At 62.5% G+C, this 14,466-nt stretch carries 17 protein-coding genes; 11 read left to right on the top strand and 6 right to left on the bottom strand.

Annotated elements, in window-relative coordinates; translation table 11 throughout:
- The first annotated feature begins 157 nt into the window (after window positions 1-157).
- The 6 genes from X733_RS163325 to X733_RS163350 all read left to right on the top strand — a co-directional run bounded on the left by X733_RS163325 (window position 158) and on the right by X733_RS163350 (window position 4,899).
- Window positions 158-694 carry an N-acetyltransferase gene (locus X733_RS163325; protein ID WP_023817386.1) on the top strand — a complete coding sequence of 179 codons (537 nt, stop codon included), beginning with the start codon at window positions 158-160 and terminating at the stop codon, window positions 692-694.
- Window positions 695-800: 106 nt separating this feature from the next.
- Window positions 801-1,562 (top strand): 3-hydroxyacyl-CoA dehydrogenase, encoded by a 762-nt coding sequence (locus tag X733_RS163330; protein WP_023683632.1) that lies wholly within the window; start codon window positions 801-803, stop codon window positions 1,560-1,562.
- 6 nt (window positions 1,563-1,568) lie between these two features.
- Window positions 1,569-2,735 carry a CaiB/BaiF CoA-transferase family protein gene (locus tag X733_RS163335; protein WP_023817385.1) on the top strand — a complete coding sequence of 389 codons (1,167 nt, stop codon included), beginning with the start codon at window positions 1,569-1,571 and terminating at the stop codon, window positions 2,733-2,735.
- A gap of 35 nt (window positions 2,736-2,770) precedes the next feature.
- Complete coding sequence (locus X733_RS163340; RefSeq protein WP_023817384.1) at window positions 2,771-3,541, top strand: HugZ family protein; 771 nt, start codon at window positions 2,771-2,773, stop codon at window positions 3,539-3,541.
- Between the two features lie 153 nt (window positions 3,542-3,694).
- Window positions 3,695-4,033 (top strand): metalloregulator ArsR/SmtB family transcription factor, encoded by a 339-nt coding sequence (locus X733_RS163345; RefSeq protein WP_023669951.1) that lies wholly within the window; start codon window positions 3,695-3,697, stop codon window positions 4,031-4,033.
- Between the two features lie 71 nt (window positions 4,034-4,104).
- Complete coding sequence (locus X733_RS163350) at window positions 4,105-4,899, top strand: RNA methyltransferase (RefSeq protein ID WP_023817383.1); 795 nt, start codon at window positions 4,105-4,107, stop codon at window positions 4,897-4,899.
- 38 nt (window positions 4,900-4,937) lie between these two features.
- Here the strand turns inward: X733_RS163350 and X733_RS163355 are convergent, their stop codons facing one another.
- Complete coding sequence (locus tag X733_RS163355) at window positions 4,938-6,098, bottom strand: hypothetical protein (RefSeq protein WP_023817382.1); 1,161 nt, start codon at window positions 6,096-6,098, stop codon at window positions 4,938-4,940.
- A 154-nt stretch (window positions 6,099-6,252) separates the two neighbouring features.
- Window positions 6,253-6,789 (bottom strand): EipA family protein, encoded by a 537-nt coding sequence (locus tag X733_RS163360; protein ID WP_245259859.1) that lies wholly within the window; start codon window positions 6,787-6,789, stop codon window positions 6,253-6,255.
- Between the two features lie 390 nt (window positions 6,790-7,179).
- Here X733_RS163360 and X733_RS163365 point away from each other — a divergent pair, with 390 nt between their 5' ends.
- Both X733_RS163365 and X733_RS163370 read left to right on the top strand, forming a co-directional pair.
- Window positions 7,180-7,809: a histidine phosphotransferase family protein gene (locus X733_RS163365; RefSeq protein WP_023669947.1), complete on the top strand. Its 630-nt coding sequence runs from the start codon at window positions 7,180-7,182 to the stop codon at window positions 7,807-7,809.
- A 244-nt stretch (window positions 7,810-8,053) separates the two neighbouring features.
- Entirely contained in the window at window positions 8,054-8,422 is a 369-nt protein-coding gene (locus X733_RS163370) for a response regulator (protein ID WP_023669946.1), read from the top strand.
- Window positions 8,423-8,507: 85 nt separating this feature from the next.
- Here the strand turns inward: X733_RS163370 and ctrA are convergent, their stop codons facing one another.
- Window positions 8,508-9,203: a cell cycle two-component system response regulator CtrA gene (gene ctrA, locus X733_RS163375; protein ID WP_006203583.1), complete on the bottom strand. Its 696-nt coding sequence runs from the start codon at window positions 9,201-9,203 to the stop codon at window positions 8,508-8,510.
- Window positions 9,204-9,652: 449 nt separating this feature from the next.
- On the opposite strand from ctrA, the gene X733_RS163380 reads away from it, so the two are divergent.
- Entirely contained in the window at window positions 9,653-10,030 is a 378-nt protein-coding gene (locus X733_RS163380) for a flagellar export protein FliJ (protein WP_023669945.1), read from the top strand.
- A gap of 108 nt (window positions 10,031-10,138) precedes the next feature.
- Here X733_RS163380 and X733_RS163385 read toward each other — a convergent pair whose 3' ends face one another.
- On the bottom strand, window positions 10,139-10,540 hold the full coding sequence (locus X733_RS163385) for a helix-turn-helix domain-containing protein (protein WP_023699710.1): 402 nt from the start codon (window positions 10,538-10,540) through the stop codon (window positions 10,139-10,141).
- A gap of 91 nt (window positions 10,541-10,631) precedes the next feature.
- On the opposite strand from X733_RS163385, the gene X733_RS163390 reads away from it, so the two are divergent.
- Window positions 10,632-11,561, top strand: a complete 930-nt coding sequence (locus tag X733_RS163390; protein WP_023699711.1) for an NADP-dependent oxidoreductase — start codon at window positions 10,632-10,634, stop codon at window positions 11,559-11,561.
- 64 nt (window positions 11,562-11,625) lie between these two features.
- Here the strand turns inward: X733_RS163390 and X733_RS163395 are convergent, their stop codons facing one another.
- On the bottom strand, window positions 11,626-11,901 hold the full coding sequence (locus tag X733_RS163395) for a DUF1153 domain-containing protein (RefSeq protein ID WP_013529904.1): 276 nt from the start codon (window positions 11,899-11,901) through the stop codon (window positions 11,626-11,628).
- 257 nt (window positions 11,902-12,158) lie between these two features.
- Here X733_RS163395 and mnmA point away from each other — a divergent pair, with 257 nt between their 5' ends.
- Entirely contained in the window at window positions 12,159-13,349 is a 1,191-nt protein-coding gene (gene mnmA, locus X733_RS163400; RefSeq protein ID WP_023683624.1) for a tRNA 2-thiouridine(34) synthase MnmA, read from the top strand.
- Window positions 13,350-13,414: 65 nt separating this feature from the next.
- Here mnmA and X733_RS163405 read toward each other — a convergent pair whose 3' ends face one another.
- Complete coding sequence (locus X733_RS163405) at window positions 13,415-14,374, bottom strand: Gfo/Idh/MocA family oxidoreductase (RefSeq protein ID WP_023699712.1); 960 nt, start codon at window positions 14,372-14,374, stop codon at window positions 13,415-13,417.
- Between the last annotated feature and the right edge of the window lie 92 nt (window positions 14,375-14,466).

The raw sequence follows: 14,466 nt of genomic DNA, 5'->3' as shown, positions 1-14,466 counted from the left end.
CAGCCGCCGGAAATTGATGCTAGCGGACACTCCGCATGTTCGATCTTGGCTTGATCCGGTTTGACCGACGACGAAAGGGCGCCCGCGCTTAGAAAGCGCTGACTGGCGAACGCTGCCGCTTGCAGCAACCTTTCCTCTGTATCGGACCGCGAAGACCATGAGCCTTGCCGACGTGAAATACCTGCCGGAAACTCCGGCGCATGATCCCGAAATCCAAGCCATCAACGACGAAGCCTTTGGCCCCGGCCGTTTCGTGCTGGCCGCCTACAAGATTCGCGAGACCGGCGGCCACGAGCGCTCGCTATCCTTTGTCGCCATGAATGGCGACATCGTCGTTGCTTCGGTGCGCATGACCCGCATCGCCGCCGGCGCCGGACGCGCGCTGATGCTCGGGCCGCTCGCCGTGCGGCCCGCCTTCAAGAATCTCGGTATCGGCCGCCGGCTCGTGGCGATCGCGCTGGAGGCGGCCGCCAAGGCCGGCGCGCCGGCGGTGATCCTTGTCGGCGACGAGCCTTATTACGGCCCGCTCGGCTTCAGAAAGATCCCCCGCGGCCAGATCTCCATGCCGCGCCCGGTCGACCTCGACCGGCTGCTGTCGCACGAGATCGTGCCCGGTGCCGTGGCGCGGCTCTCCGGCGAGGTCGGCCATGCCAGCCTTGCCAGGATCGCGGAGCAGGCACCAGTGATGGCCTGAGCTCCAGGATCGGTCGCGGCACCGGTCGCGATGGATCCCCATTGGTCAGGTTGCACCATGGCGGCGACCTCCGTAGCATGACCCGGAACAGCACGGAGCATGCAGCATGAACCCGAACGGCCAGATTGCGATCGTAACCGGCGGCGGCTCCGGCCTCGGCGAGGCAACCGCCCGCGCGCTGGCCGACAAGGGCGCGCGCGTCGCCATTTTCGATATCGGCATCGACCGGGCATCGAAGGTGGCGGGCGACATTGGCGGCGCCGCTATCCAGTGCGATGTGAGCAGCGCCGACAGCGGTGCGGCCGCGGTCGCCGAGGTGGAAAAGAGACTTGGGCCAGCGCGCATCCTGGTCAATTGCGCGGGCATTGCCATCGGCGTGAAGACGATCGGCAAGGATGGTCCACATCCGCTCGACCAGTACCGCAAGGTGATCGAGATCAATTTGATCGGCACCTTCAACATGATCCGCCTCGTCGCCGACCGTGCCGCCAAACTCGAACCGCTGCAGGGCGGCGAGCGCGGCGTCATCGTCAACACCGCGTCGGTGGCCGCTTATGATGGCCAGATCGGCCAGGCCGCCTATGCCGCATCCAAGGGCGGCGTCGTCGGCATGACGCTGCCGGTTGCCCGCGACCTGGCGCGCTCCGGCATTCGCGTCTGCACCATCGCGCCCGGCATCTTCAAGACGCCAATGATGGCCGGCATGCCGCAGGAGGTGCAGGATTCGCTCGGCGCGGCCGTGCCCTTCCCGTCCCGCCTCGGCGAGCCGTCCGAATATGCCGCGCTCGCCCTGCATATCGTCGAAAACCAGATGCTGAACGGCGAAACCATCCGCCTCGATGGGGCAATCCGCATGGCGCCGAAATAGACGGCCATGGCGGCCGGCGCAGTGAAGACCGGTCCGCTGGCCGGCCTGAAAGTCATCGAGATGGCTGGGCTCGGCCCGGTGCCTCTGGCCGGGCTGATGCTGTCGGAGATGGGCGCCGAGGTGCTGCGCATCGAGCGCACCGGTTCGGACCAACCCCTGCTGCCCCTCTCCGATGCGTACAATCTCGACCGTCACGGCCGCTCCATCCTGCGCGTCGACCTCAAGCAGGCCAAAGGAACGGAACTGCTGCTGCGCCTTGCCGAAAAGGCCGATCTGTTTGTCGAAGGCTTTCGCCCCGGTGTGATGGAGCGGCTTGGTCTCGGCCCGGATGCTGCATTGGCGCGCAATCCGGCGCTGATTTACGGCCGCATGACCGGCTTCGGCCAGGACGGGCCGCTCGCAGGTCGTGCCGGCCACGACATCACCTACCTCGCCTATTCGGGTGTGTTGCATGCCATCGGCCGGGAGGAAGGTCGGCCGGTGCCGCCGCTGAATCTGATCGCCGACAATGGCGGCGGCGCCATGATGCTGATCGCCGGGGTGCTTGCAGCGCTGTTCGAGCGCTCGCGCTCCGGCAAAGGCCAGGTGATCGACGCGGCGATGGTCGAGGGCGCTTCGATGCTGGTGGCCCCCATACACGCCTTCATGTCGGCAGGTCTGTGGAGCGACCGGCGCGGCGCCAACCTGCTCGATTCCGGTGCGCCCTTCTACGACACCTATGAGACGGCGGACGCACGCCACGTTGCGGTCGGCTGCCTTGAGCCGCGCTTCTTCGCCGCATTCGCAAGGCTGCTGCCGCTCGGCGAGGATTTTGTCCGCGGCCAATACGACAAGGCGTTGTGGCCGGACATGCGCGCGGCCATTGCCGACCGGTTCCGGCAGAAGACACGCGACGACTGGGACGCGCTGTTTGCCGCAAGCGATGCCTGCGTGGCGCCGGTTCTGTCGCTGGCCGAAGCCAGGGATCATCCGCACAACCGGGCGCGTCACGCATTTGTGAAGGCCGGTGCGCTCGAGCGCCCCGCGCCCGCGCCACGCTTCTCGGCCTCGCAGCCGGCGCTTGCCGGCATGTCTGAAGATGACGATCAGCTGCCCCAGACTGTGCTGGCGCGCTTCGGCTTTTCGACAGCCGAGATCAAAACGCTTGTCAAAGCCGGCATGATTGGCCAATAACTGGATTTAGAAAATCAACTTACCTGGTGAGCATTTTGGACCAGCCGAAGAAGGACGTCATTCGCGCGACGGACGCCGAGGCGATCAGGCTGGCCGCAACGCTGATCCGCAGCGCCCGTTTCGGCGCCCTCGCGGTGATCGAGCCGTCGGCCGGCGCACCGCTGGCCTCCAGGGTCGGAGTCGCCACCGACATCGATGGCACGCCGCTGATCCTTGTCTCGGCGCTGTCAGCCCATACCGGCGCCATGCTTGCCGAGCCGCGCTGCTCGCTGCTTGTCGGCGAACCCGGCAAGGGCGATCCGCTGGCGCATCCCAGGATAACGCTGGTCTGCCGGGCGCAGCCGCTGGAACGCGGGTCGAGCGCGCATGCCCGGGCCGAGCGGCGCTATCTCAACCGCAATCCCAAGGCAAAGCTCTATGCCGAGCTCGGCGATTTCTCGATCTTTCGCCTCGAGCCGGAGCGCGCCAGCCTGAATGGCGGCTTCGGCAAGGCCTACCTGCTCGACCGTGCCGATCTCATCACCGAGGGGCCGATCGTCGACGAGCTGGCCGCCAGCGAACAGTCCGCTCTCGACCACATGAATGCCGACCATCTCGACGCCATCGCCGTCTATGCCCATCATTTCGCCAGGGTTGAAGGTGATGCTTGGACCATGACCGGCTTCGATGCCGATGGCATGGACCTGGCATCGGGCGACACCGTTTGCAGGGTCTATTTTCCGCAGCCGTTGAAGACCGCGCGCGACCTGCGGCCGGTTCTGGTCGACATGGCCAAAGCCGGTCGTGCGCCAGCTACGCAAGGATAATCGTCATGAATCAAAAGCACGTCTTGAGATTTGGGCGAAATGATCTACGATTCAGACGACGCTGAATCAGCAGCGTGATCCATAGCTGAATTATAGCAGCCAACGCTATTTGCCCCCATAGCGTTTGGATGAGCAGGAAAACATGGGGCATCGATGGTCTCGACCAAACTAATCGCCAATGCCGAATCGGCGGCGACATTTCTGACCCTTATGGGCAACGAAAAGCGGCTCTTGATCATGAGCTATCTGGCCGACGGTGAAATGTCGGTCGGCGCCATCGCCGAAAAGGTGATGCTCAGCCAGTCCGCTTTGTCGCAACATCTGGCCAAGCTCAGGGCGCTCGATCTTGTCGAGACCCGCCGCGACCGGCAGATGATCTACTATTCCTGCAAGTCCGAAGCCGTGCGCGAACTGTTGCGCATGCTGGACGGCATTTTCGGGATAGGCGACTTGTCCCAGATGGCAACGCGTCTGCGCCGCGCCGGGACTTGACCTGCAGGGCTTGACTGGCGGCTCCGATCGCTCCTTACCTCGCTGACGATTTTTCGCCGGCCGAGGTATTGATGGATCCGATCCAGATCGACGACGCGCGCGATCCGCGGGTCTCCGCCTATCTCGACATCCGCGAGCGCGATCTCACCGGCCGTCATGGCCGGTTCGTTGCCGAAGGCAAGGTGGTGCTGGACGTCCTGCTGTCAGCCGGACGCTTTGCTGCGGAGTCGGTCCTGGTCCTCGAAAACCGGCTGGCCGGGCTCGACGACATCCTGCGCAAGGCCCCTGCCGACCTGCCGGTCTACGTTGCGGCAAGCGCCGTCATGGACAGGATCGCCGGCTTCCACATGCATCGCGGTATATTGGCGATCGGCAGCAAGGGCACGCCACAGCCCGCCGAGGCCTTGCTCGACACCTTGCCTGCCGAAGCGTTGATCGTCGTTCTCATCGGCATCGCCAACCATGACAATATCGGATCGATCTTCCGCAATGCCGCCGCCTTCGGCGCCGATGCCGTCTTCGTCGACGCCACCTGTTGCGACCCACTGTATCGCAAGGCGATCCGCGTCTCCGTCGGCGCCGCGTTGAAGGTGCCCTTTGCGTCCTTCGGCAACACTGAAGCTTTCATCGCGAAGCTCGGCGAGTTGGGCTTCGGCCAGGTCGCTTTGTCGCCGCGTGGTGAGGCTGACATTCGTGATGCCGCGCGACCGAAACGACTGGCGCTCTATCTCGGCACCGAAGGCGAGGGCCTCCCGGAGAGCCTGCTTGCCCGCCTGTGGACGGTGCGGATCGCGATGTCGGAAGGGTTCGACAGCCTGAATGTTGCTGCCGCGTCAGCCATTGCGCTGCACCATTTTTCGCTCTGATAGGCGTAGTCAGGCAATTCCAAGCCGGGGCTTGAAACTCAGCTCGGCAAATCTGCCTTCTGCAACGCCCGCACGCGATCGGCGAGGCTGGTGGTTCCCGACCGCGTTTCCTGCGGCGCCGCCAGCGCCTTGGCGATCGGTGAATCAGGTCCTTCGAGCTTGGCCGTCAAATGGACGACCTCAGCCGCCAGATTGTTCATCTGTTCGCGCAAGGCAGAACCGGTATCATTGCCATTGCCGGGGCCATTCCCGGGCTTCGCGGATCCAGAACCGCCAAGCTCCGCCTTCATCCGCTTGTTTTCGCGGGCCAGCGTCGTCAGCCTGGCTTCGAGCCGCTCTCGGTCGCCTTCGAGCTTGGCGAGCGTCTTGTCGATGTCCTCGTTCCTGGCGCGGGCACTGTCTTGCGCACCAACTAGGCCAGCAGCCGCGGCGCCTCCCGCAGCCTCGCCCTTCACCCGTTCGCGAAGCCGGGCCAGTTCCTTTTCGCGGCGATCGAGCTTGTCCTCGCGATCGGCAAGCGTGGCGAGCAGACGCTCGAGCTTTCTGTCGAGGTCGGCGGTTCTTTTCTTTTCGGCCTTCAAGGCATCGCGCGTGGCCTTGGCCTCGGCGACGACTTCCTGATGGCGCCTGTCGGCCTCCTTGCGCTGGCCGCGCAACACTGAAATGTCGTTGGCAAGTTTTTCCAGCTCGGATTCGCGAGCCACCAGTTCGATCTGACGATTGCTGGAGGAGAAGGACGCGTCGTCGTACATATGCTCGAGCTTTTCCAGCTCGAGCGCGCGCTTTTCCATCATGCGCTCTGTTTGTGCAAGCCTGTCCGACAGCTGTTGTATCTGCTGCTCGCGATGCAGCAGCAATTCGTTTTTTTCCCCGAGCTCCGAAAGCGCCTGCTTCTTGTCCTTGCGCTCGACCGCCAGGCCCTTCAGCGCCTCGCGGCCGCGATTGATTTCGACGAGTTGCTCATTCGCCTGCTCACGCAGCGTCTTGATGCTGATTTCGAGCCGGCGCGTCGTCATGGCGAACTCGGCCCGCAAGCTGTCCTTGTCGGCCTGGATCTCGGCCAGCGTTCGCGGCACCGACGCCTCGACACGCTTGCGTGTCAGCACAACCGCCCGCCGCCAGATGGCCGGCGCGACCAGCAGCGCCAGAAAGCCTGCGCACAGGAAGCCGAGGGCGAAGAACAGGATCGACTGAACCAAGGTGACTACCCGTTACGGGCGGGCCGCTATCCGGCAACCGCCAAGTCTGGACTTTGCCATGTTCGCATGACGCAAATCCAGCGCTGCGGCAAGGGTTTGCCGCAGCTGCAGCGGGCAGAATCTGTTGATCGGGTCGAAGTGTGGTCGGAATCGCTCAGAAGGGATTCCAGGTCGGCCTCTGCGTCAGCTTCAGATAGCCGAGATTGACGCCAAGCCGCGCGCCGACGCCGGTGCGGATCGGCACCAGCAGCACCCTGTTGTTCTGCAGCACGTTGAAGCCGACGCCGGCCACGACATAGGCCGAACCGGCAACGCCGCCGAACCGATTGTAGAGATTGCTGACGTCGTCGAGGTTATAGACGAGCATCATCACCCGCGATCCCTCGCCGCCGAAATCCCAACCGAGCGAAGGCCCTTGCCAGAACACCTTATGGTCGCCGGCATTCTTGGTGTAGAGCGTACCTTCGCCATAGGTCAGGCCCCCGATCAGCGCGCCGGATCCCTCTTCGCCGAGCAGATAGCCATTGGGCAGGCCGTAGGAGGCAAAAATCTTCTCGACGACGGTTGCGAGACCGCCCGACGTCGCGCCGAAGAACTTGTGACCGGAATCGACGATCTCCTGAGCGGTGTATTCCTGTGCCCGCGACGCAGAGGTTGAGAATGCGAGAGCGCCCATCAGGGCAATCGCCATGAAGAAGACGCGGACAAACGTCCGGTCGTAGAATCGGGAAACCATGCTTCCAATCTCCGTCAGGGAGCACTTTCGCCGACGCCTCGCACCCCGTCCGGCTCTTTAGGCGACCGTTAAGGATGACTGTTACGGGCAAACTATGCCGTAATCCTTTTTCAACCATTAACCTCCCACATGAACATGGCGGTTCGAAGGCTGTTTCTGACTGTCTGCACGGACTCCCATCCTGTGCAAAGATGCCGTTTTTCTCACAAGAATTGTGGATTGTTGCTGCACGCTCGGGCGCTGTGTATTCAGAATGCCTGGGGGAGAGAGCGTGATTCGGGTGGTGAGCGTGGCTGTCGGCCGCGCGGCCACCAGGATGTGAATTTTAGCAGGGATTTTTCGCCGATGGCTGAGCTTTTCTCTCTCTCCGCACCCGATCTCGCAGCCTTGTTGTGCAGCCGAGTCTGCCACGACATCATTTCGCCGGTCGGCGCCATCAACAACGGCCTTGAACTCCTGGACGAGGGCGGCGCCGACGAAGACGCCATGAAACTGATCCGGCAGAGCGCCAGAAACGCTTCGGCCCGCCTGCAATTCGCCCGCATCGCCTTCGGCGCCGCCGGTTCGGCGGGCATGATGATCGACACCGGCGATGCCGAGTCCGTCGCCATCGCCTTCCTGAAGAACGAGAAGCCGGAATTGATCTGGAACGGGGTTCGCGCCCTGCTGCCCAAGAACAAGGTCAAGCTGCTGCTCAATTTGCTGCTCGTCGCCAATGCTGCCATCCCGCGCGGTGGCAGATTGGTGGTCACGCTGGAAAACCTCGACACCGAGCCGCGCTTTGCGCTTGCCGCAAGCGGCCCGATGCTGCGCGTGCCGCCGAAATTCCTCGAGCTCCATTCCGGCAACAAGCCCGAGGAGCCTATCGACGCCCATACCGTCCAGCCCTACTACACGCTGCTGCTGGCGCGTGAGGCCAACATGACGATCTCGATTCACGCGACCGCCGAAGAGATCGTGCTGTCCGCGGCCTGAGCGAAGCCGCTCGGCAGGACGTCCGAGCATCAAGAACAATCAAGTATCTTTTCCCGCTGATATTTGCGGCAATTCAGAACAAGCAAGTTTCATTGCCGGCAACGCCCCTGCCGAATGGGGCTGCAAACGACATGTTTGTAAAAACTTTACCTAACGGCTTTTCTGCTTCTTTACCAGATTGGCCTAGTGTGCATCCCGATACCCGGATGCCGCCGGTTCGCACCATGGCAAAGAGGACCCGGAAATGAAGCGCTGCATGTTTGTCGACGATTCGAGCGTCATCAGAAAGGTTGCAAAACGGATTCTTGGCGGCTCCGACATGGTGGTGATCGAAGCGGCAACTGGACTTGATGCTGTCGAGATGTGCGCTGCCGAGATGCCTGATGTGATTGTCGTCGACGGCGCCCTGCCGGACATGCAAGCGGTCGACGTCATTCGCCAGGTTCGCGCCATGGAGAGCACGATCAAACCGCAGATTCTGATCTCACTGGTCGAGGTCGATGTTGCCTCGATCATGAAGGCAAAGCGCGCCGGCGCCCAGGGTTATCTGTTGAAGCCGTTCAACCGGCCGCAACTGCTCGAACGTTTTCGTACCTTGAAGGTTGCCGCCTGACTCGGCACGTCCTCGGCCAAGAAGGACAGCAAAAAACCCGGCCTGAGCCGGGTTTTCTCATTAAATTCAATCGGATGGTGTTCGCTCAGGCGCTGACGCGGATGTCTTCCGGCTCGCGCAGCACATAGCCGCGACCCCAGACCGTCTCGATGTAGTTCTGCCCACCGGATGCTGCGTCGAGCTTCTTGCGCAGCTTGCAAATGAAGACGTCGATGATCTTCAGTTCCGGTTCGTCCATGCCGCCATAAAGGTGGTTGAGGAACATTTCCTTGGTCAGCGTGGTGCCCTTGCGCAGCGAGAGCAACTCCAGCATCTGGTATTCCTTGCCGGTCAGATGCACGCGCTGGCCGCCGACTTCGACGGTCTTGGCGTCGAGATTGACCACCAGGTCGCCGGTGGTGATGACCGACTGGGCATGGCCCTTGGAACGGCGCACGATGGCATGAATGCGGGCGACCAGTTCGTCCTTGTGGAACGGCTTGGTCATATAGTCGTCGGCGCCGAAGCCCAGGCCGCGCACCTTGTCCTCTATACCGGCCATGCCGGACAGGATCAGGATCGGCGTCTTCACCTTGGACAGGCGAAGTGTCCGCAAGACTTCGTAGCCGGACATATCGGGAAGGTTGAGGTCGAGAAGAATGATATCGTAATCATAAAGTTTACCGAGATCGACACCTTCTTCGCCGAGGTCGGTCGTGTAAACATTAAAACTTTCAGATTTGAGCATCAGCTCGATGCTCTGAGCGGTTGCACTGTCGTCTTCTATCAGCAGAACGCGCATTTCATTCCCCTTTTCTGCCGCCGGACCATGTCACGACCCATCCGGGACCGGAGCAGTGATTGCCTGAACAGAGGCTGCCATCGAATGGTTAACAAAACCTAATTCCGCACCAAGGACGGTACCAGATTTTTTAACCCCTTTCTACACCCTCTTGAATCTAATGATGAATCACAGAACCAAATCGCTAATGCAACACATTAATAAGTCGGACTAAGTGACTCAAGGGACTCGCTGGCCGGCTTCCGTATCGGGAGCCGGAATTTTTACCCGGCCTTAAGTCCTCGCCCTTATGATTAACAATGCGCGTAAACGAATGGTTACCGCCGGCAAAAAACTTTAGGGATTTGTTTCCCATAGTTCGGGGAATGCCGGTGGATACGGGCGACGCCAGGCCCTGGCGGGCGGATTGGACGATATGTGCAGGTGTGCGTTTCCGGGAGTACCGAATCATGAAGTCACGTGAAAACCTCGTTCGGCTGAAGCAATTTCAGGTGAATGAGAAGCGGCGGCAGCTGCTGCAGCTCGACATGATGATCGCCGAGTTCGAGCGCATGGCCGTTGAACTGGAGCTTCAGATCACCGCCGAGGAGAAGAAGGCCGGCATCACCGACATCAATCATTTTGCCTATCCGACCTTCGCCAAGGCGGCGCGTCTGCGCCGTGATAACCTCAGAAACTCTCAAAGCGACCTCGCCCAGCAGCGAAGTGCTGCCGAATCATTACTCGGCGAAGCTGAAGCGGAGCTTTCCAAGGCCGAGATGCTGGAATCGCGCGACACCAAGATCCGCGACGCGGAACTCGGCGGTCGCAGCGCCATGATCGGCTGACGGCAGGGTTTTAACCCGACCGGCGCCGCCTGACGCCGCGCTTTGCTTTGCGTGTAGCGCGCCAAAAGGCTCCGGCGCGCTGATCCGGCCCGTAAGGCGGCCGCAGCTTCAGGCCCGTGCCAAATCCCTTTCCAGGTTCGCCGCCGCCCTCGCCCGCGCTTGCTTGATGTCAGGCACATGCTCTTCCGACCAGGAGCGTATCTGGGTGAGCAGCCCCGCCAGGTTCTGGCCAAGTTCGGTCAATTCATATTCGACCCGCGGCGGGATCACCGGAAAGATTTCGCGCCGCACAAGCCCGTCGCGCTCGAGGACGCGCAGCGTCTGCGTCAGCATTTTAGGCGTGATGCCTTCGAGCTTACGCGCCAGTTCGCCGTTGCGCATCTGGCCACGGCGCAGCGCACAAACCGTCAGATAGACCCATTTGCTGGCCAGCATCTCGAGCACGGCGTGCGAAGGACACGTCCGCTGGAAGGCGTCATAGCCGGAGCCGCAATCATTATCACTATCCATGAGATGCCTATATATGGAAAAGGTACATACTGGACAAGGGAATATTACTATCCAAATGATAGTGGCACAGAAACCCCAGCAGGAGCCTCCCATGCGTGCCGTTGTCCAGAATTCAGTCGGCGGACCCGACGTCCTCGTCATCGCCGATCGCCCCGCGCCCTCGCCCAAGTCCGGCGAAGTGCTCGTGCGCGTGCATGCTGCCGGCATCAATCCGGTCGATGGCTCGGTGCGCGCCGGCTACTATCCATTGCTGGGCGAACCGCCCTTCACTTTGGGCTGGGATATTTCAGGTACGGTCGAGGCGGTAGGCCCAGGCGTCGATGGCGGCCTCAGGGTCGGTGACGCCGTGTTCGGCATGCCGCGTTTTCCCAAGCAGGCCGCGGCCTATGCGGAGCTCGCTGTGGCCCCGGCCGATGAAATCGCACCGAAGCCGCAAGGCATTGACCACAATCATGCCGGCGCGCTGCCGCTGGCCGGTCTGACCGCCTGGCAAGGCCTTGTCCGCCATGGCGGCCTGAAGCGCGGCCAGCGCGTGTTGATCCATGCTGCGGCCGGCGGCGTCGGGCATCTGGCGGTGCAGATCGCCAAGGCGCACGGCGCTTATGTCATCGCCACCGCCAGCCCGAAGAAACTCGATTTCGTCCGCTCGCTCGGCGCCGATGAAGTGGTCGACTACACCAAGCGAGATTTCACCGCCGAGGTCAGCGACGTCGACTTGGTGCTGGAGCCGATGGGCGGCGACCATGCCGACCAATCGCTGACAGTCCTGAAGGACGGTGGCGCCCTGGTGTCGCTGCTCAATATCCACGACACCACCCGAGCCAAGGCTGCTGCGCGTGGGATCCGCGTCGAGCGCATGTCCGTCGTGCCCGACCGTGAAGGCCTCGTCGAACTTGGCAAACTGGTCGATGCGGGAAAGCTTGCGGTCCATGTGGCAAAGGCGTTTCCGCTCGAACAGGCGGGCGCCGCGCACGCTTTTCTCGCCACTAGGCCGATCGGCAAGGTGGTGCTGACGGTCTGAAGCAGGCATTACCGACAGGCAAAAGGGCGCGGTTACCGCGCCCTTTTCTGTTGTGGTCCTGGCTCTAGTGCCGGTATTGCTGGATGCGCGTCGTGCGCAGCCCGGCAAGGCCGTATTCGTCGATCGACGCTTGCCAGGACAGGAATTCCTCGGTGGTCAGCTTGTAGCGCTGGCATGCCTCGTCGAGGCTCAAAAGCCCGCCGCGCACCGCAGCAACCACTTCCGCCTTGCGCCGGATAACCCAGCGACGTGTATTCGTCGGCGGAAGATCGGCAATCGTAAGAGGGCTGCCGTCAGGCCCAATAACATATTTGACTCGCGGTCTAACAAGATCGGTCATCGTACTCTCTACTAAAAACTCAAAGACCCAATCCCCACCACATTACCGCCACAGCTTTAAAAATTGCCTAAGCGAACCCTAATGAGTAGGTAAGGATCATGAACGCCGCGTTAGTCTTTTCGTCGGCATTTGAGGCAACGGCGGGCAGGCGCGCAATTTTCCCGCAAAATCGGCACCGCCGCAAAGCTGGCGCCGCTGGTGTGGTTGACCTATATTCGCGCCACTGCCATTGAAGCGCCGCGCAGAACGAAAGAACCATGAACAGCCTCGACCTTCCCGCCAGCCCGCAAAACACCCGCATCGTCGTCGCCATGTCGGGCGGTGTGGATTCGTCTGTCGTTGCCGGCCTTTTGAAGCGCGAAGGCTATGATGTCGTCGGCGTCACGCTGCAGCTCTACGACCATGGCGCCGCAACGCACCGGGCCGGGTCGTGCTGCGCCGGCCAGGACATTGACGATGCCCGCCGCGTTTCCGAGACACTGGGCATTCCGCATTACGTGCTCGACTATGAGGAGCGCTTCCGTAAGGCGGTCATCGACCCGTTTGCCGAAAGCTACGTCGCCGGCGAAACGCCCATTCCGTGCGTCTCTTGCAATCAGACGGTGAAGTTCGCCGACCTTTTGGCCACCGCCAAGGACCTTGGCGCCGATGCGCTCGCCACCGGCCACTATATCCGCTCCGGGGCCAATGGCGCCCACCGCGCGCTGTTCCGGCCCGTCGATGCCGACCGCGACCAGAGCTATTTCCTGTTTGCCACCACGCAGGCGCAGATCGACTATCTGCGCTTTCCGCTGGGTGGGCTGTCCAAGCCTGCGGTGCGGGCCATCGCCGAAGAAATGGGGCTGACCGTTGCCGCCAAGCAGGACAGTCAGGACATCTGCTTCGTGCCGCAGGGCAAATATTCCGACATCATCGCCAAGCTGAAGCCAGCTGCCGCCAACCCAGGCGACATCGTCCATATCGACGGCCGCGTGCTCGGTCGCCATGACGGCATCCTGCGCTATACGATCGGCCAGCGCCGCGGCATCGGCATCGCCTCGGGCGAGCCGCTTTACGTCGTCCATCTCGACGCCGACCGGGCCCGTGTCATCGTCGGCCCGCGCGAGGCGCTGGAGACCCACAAGATCTATCTGCGCAACATGAACTGGCTGGGCGATCGCGCGCTGTCCGACATTCCGGCCGCCGGCATGGAGCTGTTCGCCAAGGTCCGCTCGACGCGGCCGCCGCGCCCGGCCGTGCTGCATCACCGCGCCGGCAGCACCTTTGTCGAACTGGTCGACGGCGAGTCCGGCATCGCGCCCGGACAGGCCTGCGTGCTCTATTCCGACGACGGCAACGAAGCCCGCGTCTTCGGCGGCGGCTTCATCGAGCGCTCCGAGCGCGGCGCCGAGGCCGAAGCCATGCTCAGCCGGCTCGCAGCCAGGCCGGCGCAGATTCCCGCAGAGTAAACACTACCCCTCTCGGAGACAGTTTTAGTTTCGATCTGCCTTAAGGGCAGAGTTTCGAAACGGTCTCAGGACTTTGTGTGCGTGACTGTACCCGCCGTCAGGATGCGGAGCACCCTGATGGCTTCCTCGCCGCTGGTGCGCGGCTCGGCCCGCGTCTCGATACACTGGATGAAGTGCTCGAGCTCGCGCGTCAGCGGCATGCCCTGGCCGACCGCGACATAGGACGGCTCGTTGGTGGTGAAGGCCCACTGGCCGCTGTCCTGCCACACCGCGTGGCGGTAGACGGCCAGCTTGCGCTCCCATGGCTCGACATCGTCGAACACCGCCATTGCCTTGGTGCCGACCACGGTCAGCCGCCGCTCGCGATAGGGATTGAGCCGCGAGGTGAAGAGATGGCTGCGCAAGCCATTGGGAAAACGCATGTGCAGATGCGCGAAATCGCTGAGATTGTCGAGGAGTGCGGCCCCCTCGCCCCTGACGTCGATCGGCTCGGTGCCGGTGATGGCCAGGATCATCGACAGATCGTGCGGCGCCAGATCCCACAGTGCGTCGTTCTCGGTGTGGAATTTGCCGAGGCCGAGCCGGTGCGAGTGGATGTAGCGAACCTCGCCGAGCTCGCCATTGTCGATCAGCGCCTTCAGCGTCTCGAAGGCGGGATGGAATCGCAAGACATGGCCGACCATGAACACGCGGCCGTTGTCCCTGGCCGCCTGCACGGCGCGCTCGGCGTCGGGCACGGTCAACGCAATCGGCTTTTCCACCAGCACGTCCTTGCCGGCCTCAGCGGCGCGCACGGCAAGATCGGCATGGAATTGCGGCGGCAGCGCCATGACGATGGCGTCGATATCATCACGCACGAACAGCTGGTCGGGCTCGATCGCCAGGCAGTCCTGCTCGCTGGCAAAGCCTTCGGCCCGCGCCCGATTGGCATCGGAAACCGCATGTAGCGCGCCGAGCGCCTTGAGGGTGCGGATGTGGTTGCTGCCCCAGTATCCGCAACCGAGGACTGCAATGCGCGGCTTCATCAGCTTCAAACTCTAATTTCTTGGCCGAGACATAGCGGCGTGCCCCGTCGAACTCAACCCCGGTGGCTTACCGGAGATGCCAGCCCGGCAAA

Origin of the sequence: Mesorhizobium sp. L2C066B000 (assembly GCF_000502335.1) — a bacterium.
Taxonomy (GTDB): Bacteria; Pseudomonadota; Alphaproteobacteria; order Rhizobiales; family Rhizobiaceae; genus Mesorhizobium.
This window is presented reverse-complemented; position numbering and strand designations above follow the sequence as displayed.